At 68.9% G+C, this 20,483-nt stretch carries 18 protein-coding genes; 11 read left to right on the plus strand and 7 right to left on the minus strand.

Features of this window, described 5'->3' with window-relative positions:
- Positions 1 to 66 precede the first annotated feature (66 nt).
- The 3 genes from V5F75_RS19170 to V5F75_RS19180 are packed head-to-tail and all read left to right on the plus strand — an operon-like array spanning position 67 to position 3,783.
- Positions 67 to 813 carry a hypothetical protein gene (locus V5F75_RS19170; RefSeq protein WP_394035118.1) on the plus strand — a complete coding sequence of 249 codons (747 nt, stop codon included), beginning with the start codon at positions 67 to 69 and terminating at the stop codon, positions 811 to 813.
- Complete coding sequence (locus tag V5F75_RS19175) at positions 803 to 1,729, plus strand: hypothetical protein (protein ID WP_394035119.1); 927 nt, start codon at positions 803 to 805, stop codon at positions 1,727 to 1,729. The genes V5F75_RS19170 and V5F75_RS19175 overlap by 11 nt, the downstream gene beginning before the upstream one ends.
- Positions 1,729 to 3,783, plus strand: coding sequence for a SpoIIE family protein phosphatase (locus V5F75_RS19180; RefSeq protein ID WP_394035120.1), 2,055 nt, complete (start codon positions 1,729 to 1,731; stop codon positions 3,781 to 3,783). Before V5F75_RS19175 ends, V5F75_RS19180 begins: the two co-directional genes overlap by 1 nt.
- A gap of 451 nt (positions 3,784 to 4,234) precedes the next feature.
- Here V5F75_RS19180 and V5F75_RS19185 read toward each other — a convergent pair whose 3' ends face one another.
- A complete protein-coding gene (locus V5F75_RS19185) occupies positions 4,235 to 5,686 on the minus strand; it encodes an FAD-binding oxidoreductase (RefSeq protein ID WP_394035121.1) in 1,452 nt (483 codons plus the stop codon).
- Positions 5,687 to 5,815: 129 nt separating this feature from the next.
- On the opposite strand from V5F75_RS19185, the gene rimM reads away from it, so the two are divergent.
- Positions 5,816 to 6,367: a ribosome maturation factor RimM gene (gene rimM, locus V5F75_RS19190; protein ID WP_394035122.1), complete on the plus strand. Its 552-nt coding sequence runs from the start codon at positions 5,816 to 5,818 to the stop codon at positions 6,365 to 6,367.
- A gap of 101 nt (positions 6,368 to 6,468) precedes the next feature.
- Here the strand turns inward: rimM and ahcY are convergent, their stop codons facing one another.
- A complete protein-coding gene (ahcY, locus tag V5F75_RS19195) occupies positions 6,469 to 7,866 on the minus strand; it encodes an adenosylhomocysteinase (RefSeq protein ID WP_394035123.1) in 1,398 nt (465 codons plus the stop codon).
- A 571-nt stretch (positions 7,867 to 8,437) separates the two neighbouring features.
- Between ahcY and V5F75_RS19200 the strand changes: the two genes are divergently transcribed.
- Both V5F75_RS19200 and V5F75_RS19205 read left to right on the plus strand, forming a co-directional pair.
- On the plus strand, positions 8,438 to 9,025 hold the full coding sequence (locus V5F75_RS19200; RefSeq protein WP_394035124.1) for a CarD family transcriptional regulator: 588 nt from the start codon (positions 8,438 to 8,440) through the stop codon (positions 9,023 to 9,025).
- A gap of 261 nt (positions 9,026 to 9,286) precedes the next feature.
- Positions 9,287 to 9,499: a hypothetical protein gene (locus tag V5F75_RS19205; protein ID WP_394035125.1), complete on the plus strand. Its 213-nt coding sequence runs from the start codon at positions 9,287 to 9,289 to the stop codon at positions 9,497 to 9,499.
- Positions 9,500 to 9,583: 84 nt separating this feature from the next.
- Here V5F75_RS19205 and V5F75_RS19210 read toward each other — a convergent pair whose 3' ends face one another.
- Entirely contained in the window at positions 9,584 to 11,191 is a 1,608-nt protein-coding gene (locus tag V5F75_RS19210) for a gamma-glutamyltransferase family protein (RefSeq protein WP_394041001.1), read from the minus strand.
- Between the two features lie 120 nt (positions 11,192 to 11,311).
- On the opposite strand from V5F75_RS19210, the gene V5F75_RS19215 reads away from it, so the two are divergent.
- Entirely contained in the window at positions 11,312 to 11,557 is a 246-nt protein-coding gene (locus V5F75_RS19215; protein ID WP_394035127.1) for a hypothetical protein, read from the plus strand.
- A gap of 10 nt (positions 11,558 to 11,567) precedes the next feature.
- On the opposite strand, the gene V5F75_RS19220 is transcribed toward V5F75_RS19215, so the two are convergent.
- Positions 11,568 to 12,212 (minus strand): nitroreductase family protein, encoded by a 645-nt coding sequence (locus V5F75_RS19220; protein WP_509212115.1) that lies wholly within the window; start codon positions 12,210 to 12,212, stop codon positions 11,568 to 11,570.
- Positions 12,213 to 12,926: 714 nt separating this feature from the next.
- Between V5F75_RS19220 and V5F75_RS19225 the strand changes: the two genes are divergently transcribed.
- From V5F75_RS19225 to V5F75_RS19235, 3 genes are all read left to right on the plus strand, one after another.
- Entirely contained in the window at positions 12,927 to 13,598 is a 672-nt protein-coding gene (locus V5F75_RS19225) for a cold-shock protein (protein WP_393990018.1), read from the plus strand.
- Positions 13,599 to 14,038: 440 nt separating this feature from the next.
- Entirely contained in the window at positions 14,039 to 14,230 is a 192-nt protein-coding gene (locus V5F75_RS19230) for a hypothetical protein (RefSeq protein WP_394035129.1), read from the plus strand.
- Between the two features lie 207 nt (positions 14,231 to 14,437).
- Positions 14,438 to 15,469, plus strand: coding sequence for a patatin-like phospholipase family protein (locus V5F75_RS19235; RefSeq protein WP_394035130.1), 1,032 nt, complete (start codon positions 14,438 to 14,440; stop codon positions 15,467 to 15,469).
- A gap of 124 nt (positions 15,470 to 15,593) precedes the next feature.
- Here V5F75_RS19235 and yihA read toward each other — a convergent pair whose 3' ends face one another.
- From yihA to V5F75_RS19250, 3 genes are all read right to left on the minus strand, one after another.
- Positions 15,594 to 16,193 carry a ribosome biogenesis GTP-binding protein YihA/YsxC gene (yihA, locus tag V5F75_RS19240; protein WP_394035229.1) on the minus strand — a complete coding sequence of 200 codons (600 nt, stop codon included), beginning with the start codon at positions 16,191 to 16,193 and terminating at the stop codon, positions 15,594 to 15,596.
- A 139-nt stretch (positions 16,194 to 16,332) separates the two neighbouring features.
- Positions 16,333 to 17,619, minus strand: coding sequence for a methyl-accepting chemotaxis protein (locus tag V5F75_RS19245; RefSeq protein ID WP_394035131.1), 1,287 nt, complete (start codon positions 17,617 to 17,619; stop codon positions 16,333 to 16,335).
- 273 nt (positions 17,620 to 17,892) lie between these two features.
- Entirely contained in the window at positions 17,893 to 18,807 is a 915-nt protein-coding gene (locus V5F75_RS19250; protein WP_394035132.1) for a LysR family transcriptional regulator, read from the minus strand.
- Between the two features lie 150 nt (positions 18,808 to 18,957).
- Here V5F75_RS19250 and V5F75_RS19255 point away from each other — a divergent pair, with 150 nt between their 5' ends.
- Positions 18,958 to 20,454 (plus strand): CoA-acylating methylmalonate-semialdehyde dehydrogenase, encoded by a 1,497-nt coding sequence (locus V5F75_RS19255; RefSeq protein WP_394035133.1) that lies wholly within the window; start codon positions 18,958 to 18,960, stop codon positions 20,452 to 20,454.
- The last annotated feature ends 29 nt before the right edge of the window (positions 20,455 to 20,483 follow it).

The following is a 20,483-nucleotide window of genomic DNA, read 5'->3' on the forward strand; positions in this document are numbered from 1 at the left end:
TTTTCTCTGGTTTGGTGGCGCGCGTGCGTTTAACGTCCCGGCCATCGGTTCAGCAAAGTAAATTCCATGACGTTCGTGAGCCGGCTGGCATTGGTCATGATATCGGCGGTGGTCGCCACGGTGGTGGCGGTCGCCGTCATTTGTTTTGCCGCGAGCGAGCGCGTCAATACCGAGATCGAGCGCGCGCGCGTGGCCAATCTGCTGACGAACCTGCGCACGGCGACCGAGGCGAACCTCTCCATCGGCCTCGCCCTCGACCAGATCTCCCCGCTCCAGGAACGGATCGAACGCGAGAAGGCGGGCGACGCCGCCGTCCTGGCCGTGGACATCTTCAACGCCGCCGGCCGCGCCTTCTATTCCACGGATCGCAGCATGATCGGCGAGAACGTGCCCGCGGGCTGGGTGAGCCGCCTTCCGGAGGGCGGCATCTGGAGCACCGTCGAGCGGGGCGACACCGTGTTCGGCACGCATTTCGAGAACGATCTCGGCATCGCCGGCGGCATCTCCATCACCACCTCGGACCGCACGCGGGTCGCGCGCAGCGAATCGCTGGGCCTGTCCCTCGCGGGCCTCGCCCTGGGATTCGCGGTGGCGGCGGGCGCGGCGGCCGGTGTCGCCGCCCTCGCCATCGGCCATGTCATGTCGCGTCCGTTCGAGCGCACCGCGGGCATCCTTTCCGGCGACATCGCCGGCGCCACCGGCGAGACCGGCCTGCCCCGGCTCGCCCTGGAGGCGCAGCAGAGCTGGGGCGATGCCGCCGCGCGCGTGGACCGGGGCCTCAGCCAGCTCGGAGCCCTCGACGATGCGACCTGATCCGGCGCGGGCGCGCCTCATCGCCAGCATTGTCGCCTTCGTGGCGACCCTCGTCGTGGGCGGCATCGCCGCCGGCCTCCTCACCTCCGCCTTCAGGGCACGGGTGGAGGACGGGGCACGCCGCGATGCGCTGGTCATCGGCACATCGGTCGCCCGCGCGCTGGCGCAACAGTTCGAGAAGGCCGAGCGGTTCGGCATTCCCCTGAAGCTGCTGCCGGGGGTCGAGGCGCACCTCACGGAGACCCTGGCCGGCACGCCCGGCATCACCCAGATCATCCTGCGCGGGCCCGACGGGCGGGAAATCCGCAGCGCCACCGGTGACGAGCCGGGTGTCGATTCCACCAGCGCGCCGGTGATCGTGAACGGCAATCCGGTCGCCACCGTGGAGGTGGCCACCAATCCGGCCGCCCTCTCGAACGGCTTCACCGGCATCGGCGCGCAGGCGGCGGTGGCGGCCTTCATCTTCGCGGCGCTGGCGGCGCTGGCGGCGGGGGTTGTCGCCGGCCTCCCCCTCGACCGCGCCGAAGCGCGCCTGGGCGACGCCCTGCGCCGCGCCGCCGCCGGCGACTTCGAGCCCGAGCCGGGCCCCGGCCGCCCGCGCGGCGCCGTGGGCCGGGCCTTCCGCGCGCTCGCCCTGGGCAACAGGCAGATGCGCGACCGCCGCGCCGTGTTCGAGGCCTATGCGGAGGAGCTGCTGGCCGTGGATTTCGATGGCTCCCTGCGACCCGACGTCGAGCGGCTGCGGCGTGAGGTGATCGGCGCGCCGCCAGTGCCGGGCGAGGAGGCGGACCAAAGCCGCGCCAGGGGCAAGGGACGCCCCGGCAAGGGCACCACTGGCAAGGGCCCCACTGGCCAGACCGCCGCCGTCCGCGCCACGCGGGACGCAGCCGCGCGCGGCGAGCAATGGGGCGACTGATGCTGCTGCGCACCCGCATCACCCTCATCGTCGCCCTCGCCTTCATCACTCTGATGCTCGGCCTATGGGGCGCCGCGCTGCTGCGCGACCGCGTGGCCGAGAACCGGGAGAATCAGGTCGCCATCGCCGGCCAGACGGTGCTGTGGCGCGAGATCGTCGCCTTCCAGACCTCCAATCTCTCGCGCATCCTGGAACGGGTGGATTCATCGTCCGCCTTCCGCATCGCCCTCGGCTTCGCGGACCATCCCGGCATCGCCGCCGCCCTCAAGGAGGCGGGGGTGGACATCGCCGACCCGGAGACCGCCTTCGAGGTGGTGGGCGCGGACCACGAGCTCATCTTCGGCAGCGGCGGCTCCAAGCGCAACCGCAGCATCCTCGATGCCGGCAGCCTCGACCAGGCCCTGAAGGGCAAGGTCGTCACCGGCCTGCGCCAGGTGGGCGCGAGCCGCATCGTGGTGCTTTCCACCCGCACCGTGCTGCTGTCGAACAAGGGCCCCGCCGTGCTGGTGCTCGGCCGCGACGCCAGCATCGGCATGGATCGGTTCGCGCGCGGCATCGGCGCCTCCACCACCCTCGTGACCGTGCGCGGGCGGGTGGTCGCGAGCACCGACATCCGCCTGTGGGAGCGGGCCAAGCTCGACATCGCCCCGCGCCAGGCCATGGCCGATCGCGCGGAGATCCAGGGCCACAGCTACAATGTCATCTCCGTCCCGGTGGAGGATGTGGGCGGCGGCACCATCGGCGCCCTGGTGAGCCTCATCGACACCACCGAGACCCTGAAGGAGACCGGCTTCATCCGCCACGCGTCCATTGCCGGCGCGGTCGCGGTGCTTCTGCTCGGCGTCATCGGGCTCAACGTCTTCCTGTGGTACAGCTTCCGCCCGCTGGAAGAGGCCATCGACGTGCTGCAGGCGCTCGCGCGCGGCGACACCTCGGTGACGGTGGAGCACACCGGCTCCGACGAGATCGGCCGCATCGCCTCCGCCGTGCTGGCCCTGCGCGCCAACGTGCAGGCCCTGGCCGAGGCGCGGCGCCAGCGCGAGCGGGTGCGCCGCCGCCAGGGCGCGGTGATTTCCAGCGAGCTCAAGGCGCTGGCCGATTCCATCGACCCCACGGACCGCGAGGAGGTGCTCTCCCTGCTCGCCGACAACTCGCGCCTGGAGAAGGACGACGAGCTGAAGCGCGTGGCGCGGGTGCTGCACGATCTCTCCCGCCGCATCGTCGAGCAGCACACCCGGCTGTCCTCCATGGTGGTGGAGCTGCGCGAGGCCCTCGTCACCAAGACCAAGCTCGCCGGCCTTCAGCAGGAGCTGGAGATCGCGCGGCAGGTGCAGCTCGCCATCCTGCCCAAGGAATTCCCCGCCGATGCCCGCGTCGCCGTGCACGGGCAGATGACCCCCGCGCGCGAGGTGGGCGGCGACTTCTACGACTACTTCATGATCGACGACCGCACCCTCGGCTTCGTGGTGGCTGATGTCTCCGGCAAGGGCGTGCCGGCGGCCCTGTTCATGGCCATCTCCCGCACGCTGCTGCGCTCCACCGCCCTGTTCGAGCGCTCGCCGGCAGGCTGCATCCGCCGCCTGAACGACCTCCTGGCCGTGGAGAACGACCAGGTGCTGTTCGTCACCGTGCTCTACGGCGTGCTCAACCTCGACACCGGGCGGGTCACCTATGTGAACGCGGGGCACAACCTGCCCTATCAGGTCCACGGCAACGGCGCGGTGGCGAGCGTGCCCTCCACCGGGGGCATGGCGGTGGCGGTGCTGGAGGGCTTCGTCTACACCGAGCGCACCTTCCAGCTCGAGCCGGGCGACACCCTTTTCCTCTACACCGACGGCGTCACGGAAGCCTTCGACGTGGACGAGAACCCTTATGGGGAAAAGCGCCTGGAGACGCTGCTGGCGAGCGGCGCCAGCGAATGGTCCGTGCACGAACTCTCGGAGCGGGTACTGGCCTCGGTGCACGTGTTCGAGCGCGGGGCTCCGCAGGCGGACGACATCACCTGCCTGACGCTGCGCTATTTCGGCGGCAAGGGTGCGACGCACGGGGCCTGACCGCAGGCCCGCGCGCACCGGAACCGGCCGGAACACAGGCCCCGCCGCAGAAAGGGCGGAAACCGGACGAGAGCGCTATTGCCTGCGCGCGTCGCGCGCAGGCGCCTGTCCCGATCTCAGGCTCCTGCCGCAGCTTATGCCGGCACGAGCGCGCCTGCCTTCCTCCGCGCGGGGGTAGAGCCTTTTCGAGCGAAGCGGCCGCCGGTCACGTGGAGAAACGGCGACAGCCCGGCGCGCCCGAGCGTGTCCCGGGAGCCGATGCGAGCGGAAAAGCTGCGGACTGCGTGGCGTTTGAGCCAACCCGCCCGCCCCCGGTCCGGGGTCGCAACTATGCTTCAGGCGCCGGCCATCTCACGGCGTGGGCAGCTTCCGGCGTGGTCGATGGCAGCCGGCCGCCGGGCCGGCGCGGACAAGGTCCGGCCGGTGGAAGCAGCACAGAAGGAGGGCCCCCTCAGAGGCCGGGCACCACCTTGCCGGGGTTCATGATGCCGAGCGGGTCCAGCGCCTTCTTCAGCGACGCCATCACCTCGATGGCCACCGGGTCCTTGTAGAGGGGCAGTTCGTCCCGCTTCAGGATGCCGATGCCGTGCTCGGCCGAGATGGAGCCGCCCATGCCCGCCACGAGGTCGTGGACAAGGCGGTTGAACGCCTCCCAGGTGTCGAGGAAGGCCTGCTTGTCCATGCCCTGCGGCTGGCTGATGTTGAAGTGGATGTTGCCGTCGCCCATGTGGCCGAACGGACAGGGGCGCAGGCCCGGCATGTGCTCCACGCACAGGCGGCTCGCCTCCTCGATGAAGCGCGGCACCAGCGACACCGGCACCGAGACGTCGTGCTTGATGGAGCCGCCCTCGAACTTCTGCGCCTCGGAGAGGGACTCGCGCAGCTTCCACAGCGCCTGGGACTGCGCCTCGCTGGAGGCGATCACCGCGTCCTCGATCTCCCCCGCCTCGAACGCCTCTCCCAGAACGCCCTCGGCGAGGGCGGGAAGGTCGTCGTCGCGGCGGGTGGAGGTGAGCTCAGCCAGAACGTAGAAGGCGTGCGCCTCGGAGAAGGGCCGCGAGGTGCCGGGCACGTGCTTCAGCACCGTCTCCAGCCCGAACTCTGAGAGGAACTCGAAGCCGGTGAGCGCATCGCCCGCCACGCTGCGCAGGCGATTGAGCAAGGCGAGCGCGGCATGGGGATCGGCAAGGCCCACGAAGGTGGTGGTGCGCTGGCGCGGCGCCGGGAACAGGCGCAGCGAGGCGGCCGTGATGATGCCGAGCGTGCCTTCGGCGCCGATGAATAGGTCCTTCAGGTCGTAGCCGGTATTGTCCTTGCGCAGGCGCGAAAGGCCGTTCCAGATGCGCCCGTCGGGCAGCACCACCTCCAGGCCGAACGCCAGCTCGCGCATGTTGCCGTAGCGCAGCACGGCCGTGCCGCCGGCATTCGTGGAGAGGTTGCCGCCGATCTGGCAGGTGCCCTCGGAAGCAATGGAGAGCGGGAACAGGCAGCCCTTCTCCGCCGCCGCCTGCTGCACCTGGAACAGCGTGCAGCCCGCCTCCGCCACCACGGTGAGGTCGGTGGCGTCGAGGCTGCGGATGCGGTTCATGCGCGAGAGGCCGAGAAGCAGCGCGCCGAACGGCACCTGCCCGCCCACCAGGCCGGTGTTGCCGCCCTGGGGCACCAGCGCCACCCCGGCGGCCGCGCACTCCGCGACGATGAACGCCACCTCGGCGGTGTCGGCCGGCTTCAGCAGCGCCGGCGTCGCGCCGTGGTAGAGGCCCCGGCCTTCCACCAGCAGGGGCGCGAGCTCCGCCGGATCGGTGACGACGTTGCGCGCGCCGATGCGCGCGGAGATGCGCTCGAGCAGGGCCTGCAGGCGGCCGGCATCGAACAGGAGGGGGGCGGGAGCAGCGGTAGACATGGCGCGCAAGGTGCATCACCCCTCGCCCCGCCGCAAGGGCGGATGACGCCGCGCCCGGCACCGCCGGGCTTTCATTTTGCCGCGTCTTGGGGAAGAAGAAGCGCCCGTGCCAACGCTCCGGAGACTGAAGTGACCGAACGCATCCTCATCGCCCGCATCGGCGCTCCCCACGGGGTGAAGGGCGAGGTGCGCCTGTTCATCTTCGCCGAGGACCCGGAAGCGCTTCTCGACTACGCCCCCCTCACGGATGCCGAGGGGCGGCGCGCCTTCACCCTCACCGCCCTGCGCCCTGCGAAGGAGCATTTCGTGGCGCGCATCAAGGGGGTGGACGACCGCACCGCGGCCGAGGCCCTGACCAATGTGGACCTCTACGTGCCGCGCGACCTCCTGCCGGAGACCGAGGACGAAGACACCTTCTACCACGCCGATCTCCTGGGCCTGCGCGTGGAGAATGAGGCCGGCGAAACCATCGGCACGGTGACGGCGCTGCACGACTTCGGCGCAGGCGACGTGCTGGAATACACCCCCGCAGCGGCCGCACGCGGGCGCACGCTCATGGTGCCGTTCACCCGCCTCGCGGTGCCGGTGGTGGACGTGGCCGCCGGGCGCGTGGTGCTCGCCGCAGATTTCATCGACGCCGGCACCGAGCGGCCGGAGCCGGGCGAGGATACGCAGGGCTGAGCCCGCGACACCCGCGCCGGCCCGGACTGTCCGCGTCGTCCTGAATTAAAACGAAAACGCCGGCCCGAGGGCCGGCGTTCGCATTCAGGAGGCAGTGCCGCTCAGTAGCGGTAGTGGTCGGGCTTGAAGGGCCCGCTCTGCGACACGCCGATGTAGGAGGACTGCTGGTCGGACAGCTTGGTGAGCTTGGCGCCGACCTTGTCGAGATGCAGCGAGGCCACCTTCTCGTCGAGGTGCTTGGGCAGGGTGAAGACCTTCTTCTCATACTGCCCGGGCTTGGTGAACAGCTCGATCTGCGCCAGCGTCTGGTTGGTGAAGGAGGCGCTCATCACGAAGCTCGGGTGGCCGGTGGCGTTGCCGAGGTTCACGAGCCGGCCCTCGGAGAGCAGGATGATGCGCTTGCCGTCGGTGAACTCGACCTCGTCCACCTGCGGCTTCACATTGTGCCACTTGAAGTTCTTCAGGCCGGCGACCTGGATCTCGCTGTCGAAGTGGCCGATGTTGCAGACGATAGCGCGATCCTTCATGGCGCGCATGTGGTCCACGGTGATGACGTCCACGTTGCCGGTGGCGGTCACGAAGATGTCGGCACGGGGCGCGGCATCTTCCATGGTCACCACCTCGTAGCCTTCCATCGCCGCCTGGAGCGCGCAGATGGGGTCGATCTCGGAGACCAGCACGCGGCAGCCGGCATTGCGCAGCGAAGCGGCCGAGCCCTTGCCCACGTCGCCGAAGCCGGCGACCATGGCGACCTTGCCGGCCATCATCACGTCGGTGCCGCGGCGGATGCCGTCCACCAGCGACTCACGGCAGCCGTAGAGGTTGTCGAACTTCGACTTGGTGACGCTGTCGTTCACGTTGATGGCGGGCCACAGCAGGGTGCCCTTCTTCTGCATCTCGTAGAGACGGTGCACGCCCGTGGTGGTCTCTTCCGTCACGCCGCGAATGTTGGTGGCGAGCTGGGTGTACCAGCCGGGCTTGTGCTTCAGGCGGCGCTTGATGGCCGCGAACAGCACTTCCTCTTCCTCGTTGGTCGCGGCGTCGAGGAAGGCGGTGTCGCCGCTCTCCGCGCGCTTGCCGAGGTGGACGAGCACGGTGGCATCGCCGCCGTCGTCCAGGATCATGTTCGGGGTGCCGCCGTCGGCCCACTCGAAGATGCGGTGGGTGTATTCCCAATAGTCTTCCAGGCTCTCGCCCTTCACGGCGAACACCGGGGTGCCGGCGGCGGCGATGGCGGCGGCGGCGTGGTCCTGGGTGGAGTAGATGTTGCAGGAGGCCCAGCGGACATCCGCGCCCAGCGCCTTCAGCGTCTCGATGAGGACGCCGGTCTGGATGGTCATGTGCAGGGAGCCGGCGATGCGCGCGCCCTTCAGGGGCTGCGCGGGGCCGTACTCGGCGCGGGTGGCCATGAGGCCGGGCATCTCGATTTCGGCGATGTCCAGTTCCTTGCGACCCCAGTCGGCAAGGTTGATGTCTTTCACCACGTAATCGTTGCTCATGGCTCACTCCGCAAGAAATCGGCCGCTCCGAACCGGGCGCGCGGCGATGAGGGCGCGGCATCGGGCTCGGCAGGCGGGGCAATTAGCACGGCGCGCCGGACGCGGCAATCAAGATATAAAGAAATGTTTATATCGCCGGCGCAACGAAACCCGGATGGCCCGCCCAACGACCCTGTGCAAACGCGGGCTGGTCGGATTGACGACAGGCGCGCTTTGATTCTTACAAAAATTGTGATATACGGCACTTTACAGTCGATTGCTTCCACCAATGCTGCAAGCGCGCATACCACCGCGCAATCTCGGATTACCCCCAAACGGGCATCCAGGCTTTCGAGATCACAGGAGCTTCTGGAGCACTGAAGCGAGATCTGCGTGTCAACCGCCGGGCCACGAGCCCAGGGGGCGTGACGCGGCATCTTGTTGTGGCCTTCGGCTGGCAAAGCGGGTCGTCGGGCGTCCGGCCGCGACCCATGTCCACAGCGCAAGGCGCACCACGCCCCGGTGACCGGACCGGGACGTCACGCGCGCCATCAGATCCGGCCTCCGGGGCGGATCGGGAGTGGTCAAGAGCATGTCGACCAAGAAGAACGCGCAGACCCGTCTCGGCTTCAAGACGGGTGAGCACATTGTCTACCCGTCGCATGGCGTCGGCCGAATCATGGCCATTGAGGAACAGGAAGTCGCCGGTTTCAAGCTCGAACTGTTCGTTATCTCCTTCGAAAAAGACAAGATGACGCTGCGGGTGCCCGTACCCAAGATTGCCAGCGTCGGCATGCGCAAGCTCTCCGAGACCAACATCGTCGAAAAGTCGCTCGAAACCCTCCAGGGTCGCGCCCGCATCAAGCGCACCATGTGGAGCCGCCGGGCCCAGGAGTACGAGGCCAAGATCAATTCCGGCGATCTCGTCGCCATCTCCGAGGTGGTGCGCGACCTCTACCGCTCCGAGACCCAGCCCGAGCAGTCCTATTCCGAGCGCCAGCTCTATGAGGCCGCCCTCGACCGCATGGCTCGCGAGCTTTCGGCGGTGCAGAACATCACCGAGACCGAGGCGGTGAAGCTCATCGAGCAGAACCTGCTGAAGGGCCCGCGCCGCGGCTCCGCCAAGGCCGCCGACGAAGCGGAAATGGACTCCGAGATGGACGCGGAAGAGGCGGCCTGAGCCCTTCTTCACCACGCCTTCGATCATGCTCCAGGCCCGGCTCTGCCGGGCCTTTTGCTTTTGCGGCGCCATCGACAGGCGCCCGTCGTCCGGAGGGCGCCCCATGCCCTTTCGCGGCTCTCCTTCGCATGCGGATGGCCGCCGGGGGCCCAGGGCGGGGCGGTCCCCGCGCACCCGGTTCCGGCACCTCCGCCGCCGGGCAGGGAACCTCGGCGCGGGCGCGGCGTTCATTTGCACGGGGCTCAAGTTGGAGGACCGCACATGGCAACGCGCGATCAGGACCAGCGCCCGTCGCAGCCCAACCCCGGCCAGAAGCCGCAGACCCCCGATGCCCAGCGCGGCAGCGAGCGCCAGCAGCAGGCCCAGATGCCCGGCCAGAAGGGTGGCCAGCAGGGCGAGCAGAAGGGCGGCCAGCAGCAGGGTGGCCAGCACAACCCGCAGCGCAAGGACGACGAGCGGCACGGCCAGCGCTGACCTCTCGTCCGACATGATGCGCCGGCGCATCCGGCGCCGCCCCCGGTTACGGCCGGGGGCGGCGTGCGCGGCGCGCTCCGCCGCTCAGACTCCGGCGGCTCCGCCGTCCGCCCGCGGATCATGGGCGCCTTCGAGACCGCCCCGCGCATGCAGAACCACCGCGCCCGCATGGCCCATGGTGTCCGAATACGCCTCCGGCAGCACCACGAGATCGTGCCCCGCCGCCGCGAGGCGCTCCACCAGCCCCTCCTCGAAACGGGATTCCAGCCTCAGCCGCGTTTCCGGCGCGCCCCAGGTGCGGCCCAGAAGCCAGCGCGGCCGGGCGATGGCCTCCCCCAGCGGCACGCCGAATAGCACATGGCGCGTGAACACCGCCGACTGGGTCTGCGGCTGGCCTTCCCCGCCCATGGTGCCGTAGCCCATCACCCGCCCGTCGCGCAGCACCGCCAGCGCCGGATTGAGCGTGTGGAACGGCCGCCGGCCGGGCGCCAGCGCGTTGAGCGCCTTCGGATCGAGGGAGAAGCTCGCACCCCGGTTCTGCATCAGCACCCCGGTGGACGGCAGCACGCAGCCCGAGCCGAACTCGAAATAGATGGACTGGATATAGGACACCACCAGCCCGGAGGCATCCGCCGCCCCGAGCCAGATGGTGTCGCCCGCCTGGGCCGGGCGCGGCCACGCCAGCGCGCGGCGCGGATCGATCCGCGCCGCGCGGGCATCGAGGCCGTCGGGCGAGAGCAGGTGGCCGAGATCGGCGGTGACGCGCTCGGGATCGCACACCACCTTGTCGCGTACCAGGAAGGCCTGCTTGGTGGCCTCCACCAGGCCGTGGATGTGGCTGAAGGTCTCCGCGCCTTCGCATTTCAGGCGGGCGAACAGGCCGAGAATCAGAAGCGAGGCGAGACCCTGGGTGGGCGGCGGCGCGTTGAACACCTCGCCCTGCGGCAGGCTCACCTTCAGCGGCTCGCGCGACCGCGCCGCGAAGGCGGAAAGATCCTCCCGCCGCACGGGGCTGCCGATCCGCTCCAGGTCCGCCGCCATCTCGCGACCCACGTCGCCACGATAGAAATCGTCGAGCCCCGCGCGCGCGAGGTGCTCCAGCGTGTCGGCCAGCCGCTCCTGCCGCAGCGGCGCGCCCTCCGCCGGGGGGGCGCCCTGCGGCAGGAACACCGGCGCGAAGCCGGGCAGATCCTTCAGCTCGCCGGCCTTCTCGGCCGTGAGCCGTGCCTGCGAGGCCGTGACGGGACTGCCCTCGCGGGCATGGCGGATGGCGGCCTCCAGCAGGCGCGGCAGGTCCATGCGCCCGCCGAGGGCGCGCGCGGCCTCTAGCGCGAGCCGCCAGCCACCCACCGCGCCGGGCACCGTGAGCGCCGCCAGCGGACCGCGCGCGGGCACGCTCTCGTGGCCGAGATCCCGATAGTGGGCAATGGTGGCCTCGCGCCCCGCGGGACCGCACGCCTCGATGTAGCGCACCCGGCCGGAGGGCTCGCGCACCAGCCAGAAGCCGTCACCCCCCAGGTGGTTCATGTGCGGATAGACCACCGCGATGGCGGCGGCCGCGGCCACCGCCGCCTCGATGGCGTTGCCCCCCTCGGCCAGCACCTGCCGCCCGGCTTCCACCGCCAGGGCGTGGGGCGCCGCCACGATGCCGCGACGGGCATGGACACTCTCATATGCGCTGGCGGGCAGCATGGCGAACTCCGGGCGGGACATTGGCTCAAGGGGCGGGAGCCTTGACCGCGCCCGGCGGGCAGGTCAAGTTCCGGCCCGAAGGAAGGCTCCAGCACACGCCGGGCCGTCGAGGAGAGATGAATGACGCGGCCCGCGGCCCCCGGATCGGTGAACTGGAGCAACATGCTGACGGTCGGCAGCGCGGCGATTCTCATCGCCACCCAGGCCATCGCCACCGCCGTCGCCGCCGGCTGGGCCCTCGCCGGCCTCTTCAACATGGGTGACCTCGGCGAATATGCGCTGATGGCCATCTTCGGCCTTGTCGGCGTCTATGCCTCGATCGCCTATTTCCGCAAGGCCACGCGGAACGAGCCCCTGCACCACTGAGCAGGTGGCCTCACGGCGCGAGGCGCGTCACCACCTGTGCCAGGGACGGGCGCGGGCGGTCCGCTACCCGCTCGGCCGGACGGCCGATGTGAAAGAAGCCAGCGACGGTTTCCCCCTCCCCGACACCCAGCAGCGCCGCCGCCTCGCGGTCGCGGCCCGGCCACTTCAGCAGCCACAGCGCCGAAAAACCCAGCGCTTCCGCCGCGAGCATCAGGTTCATGCCGGCCGCGCCGGCGGAAAGCACCTGGTTGAACAACGGGATCTTCGCCGCGGGATCGGGCCGGCTCACAAGCACCACGGTCACAGGGGCCCGCAGAAGATAGTCGCGCCACATGTGCGCCTTCTCCGCCGGCCGGTCCGGCACCTGGCGGGCATAGAGCGCATCGAGCCGATCGCCGGCCGCGGCGCGGGCGTCTCCCTCCAACACGATGAAACGCCAGGGCACCAGCCGGCCGTGGTCCGGCACGCGGGCCGCAATCGCGAGCATGCGGTCCAGAGTCGCGGGATCGGGCCCCGGCCCCACGAGGGAACGCAGCGGCGGAGAGCGCCTGTGCTCCATCAGCCATAACGCCTCCGGCACAGGTGCGGTGGGAAGCGGCACACCGTTATGGCTCGGCGGCGCCTGATGGTGATGAGGTTGTTGCCCATGGCTCATAACGAAACGCCTCCGATCAAGCCGCAAATTTGGTGGTGCGCGCCGTCCCGCGAAAATAACATCTCACTTCAACTTTTTGTGATCGCGCGCCGAACCCGCCAAGCGATACCTTCGCCGAGGCGCGCGGGAGGTGCAGGATACCTTGCAGGCCGGCACGACGCGCGCCATCAATGTACCGAGGAGCGTCGGCGCCAATCCCGCCCCGCGCCGTGGCCGACGACCCGTCGCAGCCCTGCGCCTGTGCGTCGCGAATCTCCGTGTCGCAATGCAACTGCGGGTGAAATCATCGGCTTGCGGGCAAGCCCCCGGCCGGATGCTGCATTGCGGAAGGCGCTACCGGAACGGCACGCCCCGCCTCTCGCCCTCAACACGCCTGAGTTGTTTTGCCGGCGCATTAAAAGCGCGCCCACCGCCTGGAGCGCGGATCGCGCGGCCGTGCAAGAGTTCAACATTCATGTACCAAGTGGAACCAAATGTGTGTTAGTGTCATTGGTGGCTGGCAGAGCGCGTGCAGCGGAGTTGTTTGGACGCGAATTTGTCACCTTGTCCATTAGGCTACGAGGCAAGAAGCGGGTGGCTGGGTTGAGCGTCGTTCGAAGGCGGAGGTCAAATCCCCCAAGACGTGCAAGTTAATCTGCACAATAGACGCGTTTTAATTCAGCAGTGGTGGATGGCCTAAGCCCAAATTGGCGAATGACCTCAACGGAATTACACATGAGCCGTAACCGAGACTTCCGAGAGCCGCGCCGCCGTGGCTTTGACGACGACTTTGCGCCGCCGCGTGATCGCGGCTTCGGAGGGGACCGTCCGTTTTCATCGCCGAGCAGCTTCAGCGCCCCCGCTCCCTCCGGCCCGCCCATCGACGCCACGGTGAAGTGGTTCAACCCGGAAAAGGGTTTCGGCTTCGTGGAGCTGTCCGACGGGTCGGGTGACGTGTTCCTGCACGCCCGCGCCCTCGAGGCCGCCGGCCAGGAGAGCGTGCCTCCCGGCTCCAAGCTCTCCGTGCGGGTGGGCCAGGGCCAGAAGGGCCGCCAGGTGACCGAGGTGCTCGACGTCGACACCTCCACCGCCGAGGCCGCCCCGCCGCGCCGCAGCTTCGGCGCTGGTCCCGGTGCCGGCCCCGGCGCCGGTCCGCGCATGGGCGGCGGTGGCCCCCGTGCCGCCACCGGCCCCACCGAGGAGCGCGTGGGCACCGTGAAGTGGTACAACCCCGACAAGGGGTTCGGCTTCATCGCGGTGGAAGGCGGCGGCAAGGACGTGTTCGTCCACGTCACCGTCATCTCCCGCTCCGGCCTCACCGACCTGGCCGAAGGCCAGCGCGTGGTGGTGCAGGTGGGTCAGGGCCCGAAGGGTCCCGAAGCCCGCGGCATCGAGCTGGCTGACTGATCTGAGACACCGCGCTGCGCGCACCATCGGAAACGGTGGTGCGCGCAGTCGTTTTCAGGCACGGCCCCGCCAATCGGACGTCTTGCTGCCACGCGGAACAGGATCGCGGAGCGGGCGCCCCCTCGGCGCTTCAGGAAGCCGTGCTCCCCACATTCGCCCGGGCTCCCGAAGGTCCGCCAGCGCCGTACCGGACTTGGCGCATGCGCGGGACATCGACGCGGACGAAGAGCCCTTTTCGGTGAAATTGGGCTGGTCCACAGCGAAGAAGCGTGCAACACCCGGTTCTCGAAGCCGCCATCAGGCGCATGGCGCGCTCCGTGATGAAAAACGCATCGAAATCGGGTTTTAAGGGTGGCCGCGGCACGTCCCACGAGGCTATGCGCGCCACCGGGCCCGACATTATTCCCCCACCACGCAGCTCGTTGGAGTAGCGAAAAAAAATGCCGCAAACGGTAGAGGCCGACCTTCTGAGCCTCCTCGAACGCCTCAAGACCGCCCAGCGCGATCTGCTGCTGACCGCAGCCAAGAGCCGCACGCTCCCCTCCGATGGCATGCTGCGCAAGATATCGGAACTCGAGGGCGCCATTGCCGCCGCCGAGGCGCTGATCCAGGAAGAGCACGACCGTCCCTGAACGGCCCGCCGCCACGGAGGTCCGATCCCGGCGCGGCCGAGGTCAGCGGGTGGCTCGGGTCATCGTATCCTACCGTTTTCAAATTTTCAGATATGGAGGAGCATCCGGAGAGACGGCCGCGCGCCGCTGCCAGCGAAGGGACTTACGATGCTCTCGCGTAGACACCTTGTGAAAGCCGCTGTGGGTCTCGCGTCTTCAGCCGGATTGATGACCTCGGGAATAGCGCAGGCGAGCGAAGCGGATGTCCCCTCCACGGGACCGGCGCAGCTTGCCGCCGCCATCTCCGATAAGCTCTTCGACAATGACGGGCTGGCGCGGCCGGTTCCCGACCAGCCGACGGTTTCCGACCTCGCGAGGAATCTCGACCGCACGCTCGTGCTTGGTGGCGGCGGCGAATATTACGTGGCCTGGTATTGCGGCTTCTTCCACGGCCTGCTCGAGCAGGGGGTCGACCCCACGGTCGCGGACATGGTGGTGGGAACATCCGCCGGCTCCTATTTGGGCTCCTCCCTTCTGTCCGGCCGCTTCTTCCAGCTGCGCGCCGAGTTCGATTTCTTCGGCCATTTTCCGGGGCTCTTCGCCAAGCTCGCGCCGCTGACAGCACCCAATGCGAGCCAGAAGCGCGCACAGGACATCAATTTCAGCGTGAAGGACGGCAGTCCGCAGACGATCCGGGCCATCGGCCATGCCGCGCTCGCGTCCGACAACCACGTCAACGGCGATGGCGTCGAGCGCCTCGCCTGGCTGCTCACAGGCGACAGCCGTACCGGCTGGCCCACGCCGAAGATGTTCACGACCGCCAATGACTGCTACACGGGTGAGCGCTTGGTGGTGCATCAGGATGTGGCGCGGAAGAACGGGATTCCGCTCGCGCATGCCGCCGCCGCCAGTTCCTCCCTGCCGGGCATCATCGGACCGACACTGCTCGGCCAGCGCTATTGCATGGATGGCGGCATCGCCAAGACGTGGGCCCACACCGACCTCGTGGCCGGCTCCAAGCGCGCCATCGTCATCACGCTGACGAATGGCTACGAAGGCAGCCTTCTGAGCGGCATTCCCCATGACATCCACAAGGAGATCGCGGCGCTGGAAGACACCGGGACGAAGGCGATGCTCATCATCGCCGGCACTCCGCCCGGCGTGAGCCTACTCGACCCGAAGCAGATCGAGCCGGCCTTGAAGGCCGGCTACGCGCGGGCGAAGATCGAGGCGCCCAGGATCGCGGAGTTCTGGGCCTGAACGGCCGGCCCCGGAATCGTTACGGCGTTTCGCGGAAACGCCGTAACGATCCATCCTCTTTCAATGATGCGTTTCCTTCGCACGGGCCGGCTTCCACTTCGCTCGGAAACGCCTTGAGGCGCGGTCAACTGCGCTCGGCCACCAGCCGGGCGATGGCTGCGCGCAGAGCCGCAAAGCCCTCACCCGTCTCGCTCGATGTGGGAAACACTTCCGGATAGGCGGCGGGGCGCCTGCGGATCTTCTCCTGCACGGCGGCCACCACATCGGGCAAAGCCGAGGGCTTCACCTGGTCCACCTTGGTGAGCACGATGGCGTAGGAGACGGCCGCCTTGTCCAGCAGGTCCAGGATTTCCTCGTCCACCGGCTTGATGCCGTGGCGGGAATCGATGAGCACGAACACGCGCGCGAGGTTCACCCGTCCGCGCAGATAGGCGCGGATGGTGCGCGTCCAGGCATCGACCTTTTCCTTGGGCGCCTTGGCGAAGCCGTAGCCGGGCATGTCCACCAGCATCATCTCCGGCTGTGCGCGGAAGAAGATGAGCTCCTGGGTGCGGCCGGGCGTGACGGAGGTGCGCGCCAGCGCCTTGCGGCCGGTGAGCGCGTTCACCAGCGAGGACTTGCCCACGTTGGAGCGCCCGGCCAGCGCCACCTCCACCCCCTGCATGGGGGGCAGCACCTCGGTGGTGGGGGCCGCGGCGATGAACTGCCAGTCGGCGGCGAACATCAGCCGTCCGGCTTCGAGGAAGGGATCGGTCTCGGAGTCGGCGGGCGCGGCGCCGGAAGGGTCTTGGCTCGGGTTTTGGCTCATGGGCGCCTTATCCTAGAGGCGGCGCGCCAAGGCAAGGCGCGCCGCCGCCACGGGGCTATGCCGCCTTCAGATCGGAGATGAAGCGCCGCATCTTTTCCTGCAGCGTGGTGGCCTCCGTGCCGATGGTGGTGGAGGACGAGAGGAGGCTCTGCGCCACCTGCTCGGTCTCCCCCGCCGCCTGGGAGACGTTGGAGATGTTCTCCGTCACCATGTGCGTGCCGTCCGACACCTGGCTGATGGAACGCACGATCTCGCGGGTGGCGCTGCCCTGCTCCTCCACCGCCGAGGCGATGGAGGTGATGGCGTCGTTGACCGACCCGATGGTCCGCATGATGCCTTCGATGGCCGAGGCCGCGCGCGTGGTGGCGTTCTGGATGGCGGCCACCTTGGTGGAGATCTCGGAGGTGGCGGAGGCGGTCTGGGAGGCGAGCTGCTTCACCTCGCTCGCCACCACGGCGAAGCCCTTGCCGCTGTCACCGGCTCGGGCGGCCTCGATGGTGGCATTGAGCGCGAGCAGGTTGGTCTGCCCCGCGAGGCCCGAGATGAGATCCACCACGTTGCCGATATCGGCCGCCACGGCGCTCAGCTCGCTCATGATCGCGGAGGTGGTGCGCGCCTCGCTCACCGAGCCCTTGGACATCTCGGCCGAAAGGTCGATCTGGCGGGCGATCTCGTCCACCGAAGCCCCCAGCTCCTCGGAGGAGGAGGCCACGGTGGAGAGGTTGGCGGCCGCCTCTTCCACGGTCGAGACCACGACCACCGATTCGTCGGAGGTCTTCTTCGCCGCCCCGGCGAGCTGCCTAGCCGCCGCCTGCAGGGACTGGGCGGTGGACTGGAAGGTGCCGATGAGCGAGGACGCCTCGGTATCGAAGCGCGCCGTCAGCGCCTCGACCATCTCCACCCGCTTGTTCGCCGCCTGCTCGGCGAGGACGTTGTCGTGGATGTCCACCAGCGAGCCGCAGGCGCGGACAGCCTTGCCGCTCGCATCGTGAACCACGCCGCCCGTGGCGCGGAACCAGCGGTAAGAGCCGTCCTTCATCTTCAGGCGGTAAATAACGTTGTAGATGGACTTGCCATCCTTCTTCTTCAGCGCGCCCCCGAATGCGGCAAAGGTCGGCCCGGCATCTTCAGGGTGAAGCTTATCCGACCATGATTGAACGACGTTCGGGAAATCATAATCTCCGCTGTAGCCCAGGAGGCGGCGGAATTCGTTGGTCCAGGTCCACTTGCTCTGCGGATGCATGGCGTCTTCATTGACGAGGACCGCATCCCACAGGCCGACACCGCAATAATTTCCAAGAACGGAAATCAGCTCATCGCTCTTCGACTTCTGCCCGAACATGGTGTTGTTTCCCAGATTTGGAAAGCTACGCGACACGAACGTCTGGAACGGCTCGACGAGCCGGGCACCGTGCGGTTCCGAGGCGTTCCTCCGTGACCTACGGGCATGGGCGATGCGGCCCACTCCCCCCGAAGGGCAGCATATTCATGCGAGATCGGGAGGCGAAGCGGATTTTGATGCCAGCGCGGACTGAATACACCGCTGTCTCAATGGGCCAGCACCGGCATCGACAGACCAGCCCCCCCGGTTTCACCTGTCCGGCCGCGCCGCCCGTCAGGCCGCGAGGAACATGCCGCGCGCCTTGAGCACCTCTCCGGCGATGAAATCCGCCGCCACCCGGATGCGCGCGAGATCGCGCATGTCGGTGTGGCTGATGAGCCAGAAGGTGCGGGTGATGCCCACCTCCTCCGGCAGCACCGGCACCAGGGCGTCGCTCCCCTCCCCCGCGAACAGCTCGCCCATGAAGCACGGCAGCACGCACACCCCCGCTCCGCCGCGAGTCGCGGTGAGCTGCGCCACCAGGCTGGAGCTTTTGAGGCGCACCCGCAGGTCCTTCGCCACCAGGGGCACATAGTCCAGCTCGGGCGTGTAGATGAGGTCGTCCACATAGCCGACGAAGGCGTGGCGGCTGAGCTCCGCCCGGTTCCCGATGGGCCCGTGCCGGGCGAGATACCCGCGCGAGGCATAGAGGCGCAGACGGTAATCGGTGAGCTTGCGGGCGTGCAGGCGCCCCTCCTTCGGCCGGCTGAGGGAGATGGCGAGATCCGCCTCGCGCTTCGAGAGCGAGAACACCCGCGGCATGGCCAGGAGCTGGATGTCGAGGTCCGGATGGGTTTCGGCCAGGGCGGCGATTCGCGGCGCCAGGAAGAAGGTGCCGAAACCGTCCGGCGCGCCGATGCGCACCGTGCCGGCGACGCCGAGGTCCGCCCCGGCGATGGCCCCCTGGGCGGCGAGGGCCAGGCTCTCCATGCCCTCGGCCGCCGCCATCAGCCGCTCGCCGGCGGCGGTGAGGGCATAGCCGTGGGGCCGGCGATCGAACAGCTTCGCCCCCAGCCGTGCCTCCAGCGCGCCGAGCCGCCTGCTCACCGTGGAATGCTCCACCGCGAGCCGGGCCGCCGCCGCCGTGAGCCGGCCCGCGCGCGCCACCGCGAGGAAGAAGCGCAGGTCCGACCAGTCGAAATCCGCCATGCGCCCCTCCCCTGTCTATTTCTGCACATTGAGCGTGCGAAGATTGCCCTTTATGTGCACAAAAGGATAGGGCATTGTGCCGGCCAACAAAGGTCGCGCCCAGCGGCCGCAACACTCTTGGAAACGCATTCACCGGGAAGGATACGCACCATGCGCGACATCGGCCATTTCATCGGCGGCAAGCACGTGCCGGGCACTTCGGGCCGCAAGGCCGACGTGTTCCAGCCCATGACGGGCGAGGTCATCGCCACCGTCGCCCTTGCCAGCACGGTCGAGATGCGCGCGGCGGTGGAGAACGCCAAGGCCGCGCAGCCGGCCTGGGCCGCCACCAATCCGCAGCGCCGCGCCCGCGTGCTGATGAAGTTCCTGGAGCTGGTGCAGCGCGACTACGACGCGCTGGCCGAGCTGCTCGCCCGCGAGCACGGCAAGACCATTCCCGATGCCAAGGGCGACATCCAGCGCGGCCTGGAGGTGATCGAGTTCTCGTGCGGCATCCCGCACCTCATGAAGGGCGAGTACACGGACGGCGCCGGGCCCGGCATCGACCTTTACTCCATGCGCCAGCCGCTGGGCGTGGTGGCGGGCATCACCCCGTTCAACTTCCCGGCCATGATTCCCATGTGGAAGTTCGGCCCGGCCATCGCCTGCGGCAACGCCTTCATTCTGAAGCCGTCGGAGCGCGACCCCGGCGTGCCCATGCACCTCGCGGAGCTGATGATCGAGGCGGGCCTGCCGGCCGGCATCCTCAACGTGGTGAACGGCGACAAGGAGGCTGTGGACGCCATCCTCGACGACCCGGACATCCACGCCATCGGCTTCGTGGGCTCGTCCTCCATCGCGCAGTACATCTATTCGCGCGGCGCGGCCAACGGGAAGCGCGTGCAGGGCTTCGGCGGCGCCAAGAACCACATGGTCATCATGCCCGACGCCGATCTCGACCAGGCGGCGGACGCGCTCATCGGCGCCGGCTACGGCTCGGCGGGCGAGCGCTGCATGGCCATCTCGGTGGCGGTGCCGGTGGGCGAGGCCACCGCCGACCGCCTCATCGAGAAGCTGGTGCCGCGCGTCGAGAGCCTGAAGATCGGCCCTTCCACCGACCCCACGGCGGATTTCGGCCCGCTCGTCACCCGCGAGGCGGTGGCGCGCGTGAAGGGCTATGTGGACGCCGGCGTCCAGGAAGGCGCGAAGCTGCTGGTGGACGGGCGCGACTTCAAGCTCCAGGGCTATGAGAACGGCTTCTACATGGGCGGCTGCCTGTTCGACCGCGTGACGCCGGACATGCGCATCTACAAGGAAGAGATCTTCGGCCCCGTGCTGTGCGTGGTGCGCGCGCCCGACTACAAGGAAGCCCTGCGCCTGCCCACCGAGCACGAATACGGTAACGGCGTCGCCATCTACACCCGCGACGGCGATGCGGCGCGCGACTTCGCCTCCAAGGTCAACGTGGGCATGGTGGGCATCAACGTGCCGATCCCGGTGCCGCTCGCCTACCACACCTTCGGCGGCTGGAAGCGCTCGGGCTTCGGCGATCTCAACCAGCACGGGCCGGACTCCATCCGCTTCTACACCAAGACCAAGACGGTCACCTCCCGCTGGCCCTCGGGCATCAAGGACGGCGCCGACTTCGTCATCCCCACCATGGGCTGAGCCCGCGGCCGGGCGCCCGCGCGAAGGCG

It is taken from the genome of Xanthobacter albus, assembly GCF_043194895.2.
Classification (GTDB): Bacteria; Pseudomonadota; Alphaproteobacteria; order Rhizobiales; family Xanthobacteraceae; genus Xanthobacter.

Bases quoted from the DNA above. Each gene is read 5' to 3' on its own strand.
- V5F75_RS19185 (WP_394035121.1), bottom strand. From the start codon at position 5,686: ATGTCTACCGCTGCTCCCGCCCCCCTCCTGTTCGATGCCGGCCGCCTG.
- V5F75_RS19200 (WP_394035124.1), top strand. From the start codon at position 8,438: ATGTCGACCAAGAAGAACGCGCAGACCCGTCTCGGCTTCAAGACGGGT.
- ahcY (WP_394035123.1), bottom strand. From the start codon at position 7,866: ATGAGCAACGATTACGTGGTGAAAGACATCAACCTTGCCGACTGGGGT.
- V5F75_RS19245 (WP_394035131.1), bottom strand. From the start codon at position 17,619: ATGTTCGGGCAGAAGTCGAAGAGCGATGAGCTGATTTCCGTTCTTGGA.
- V5F75_RS19215 (WP_394035127.1), top strand. From the start codon at position 11,312: ATGACGCGGCCCGCGGCCCCCGGATCGGTGAACTGGAGCAACATGCTG.
- V5F75_RS19210 (WP_394041001.1), bottom strand. From the start codon at position 11,191: ATGCTGCCCGCCAGCGCATATGAGAGTGTCCATGCCCGTCGCGGCATC.
- V5F75_RS19235 (WP_394035130.1), top strand. From the start codon at position 14,438: ATGACCTCGGGAATAGCGCAGGCGAGCGAAGCGGATGTCCCCTCCACG.
- V5F75_RS19225 (WP_393990018.1), top strand. From the start codon at position 12,927: ATGAGCCGTAACCGAGACTTCCGAGAGCCGCGCCGCCGTGGCTTTGAC.
- V5F75_RS19255 (WP_394035133.1), top strand. From the start codon at position 18,958: ATGCGCGACATCGGCCATTTCATCGGCGGCAAGCACGTGCCGGGCACT.
- V5F75_RS19170 (WP_394035118.1), top strand. From the start codon at position 67: ATGACGTTCGTGAGCCGGCTGGCATTGGTCATGATATCGGCGGTGGTC.
- V5F75_RS19175 (WP_394035119.1), top strand. From the start codon at position 803: ATGCGACCTGATCCGGCGCGGGCGCGCCTCATCGCCAGCATTGTCGCC.
- yihA (WP_394035229.1), bottom strand. From the start codon at position 16,193: ATGTTCGCCGCCGACTGGCAGTTCATCGCCGCGGCCCCCACCACCGAG.
- V5F75_RS19205 (WP_394035125.1), top strand. From the start codon at position 9,287: ATGGCAACGCGCGATCAGGACCAGCGCCCGTCGCAGCCCAACCCCGGC.
- V5F75_RS19230 (WP_394035129.1), top strand. From the start codon at position 14,039: ATGCCGCAAACGGTAGAGGCCGACCTTCTGAGCCTCCTCGAACGCCTC.
- V5F75_RS19180 (WP_394035120.1), top strand. From the start codon at position 1,729: ATGCTGCTGCGCACCCGCATCACCCTCATCGTCGCCCTCGCCTTCATC.
- V5F75_RS19250 (WP_394035132.1), bottom strand. From the start codon at position 18,807: ATGGCGGATTTCGACTGGTCGGACCTGCGCTTCTTCCTCGCGGTGGCG.
- V5F75_RS19220 (WP_509212115.1), bottom strand. From the start codon at position 12,212: ATGAGCCATGGGCAACAACCTCATCACCATCAGGCGCCGCCGAGCCAT.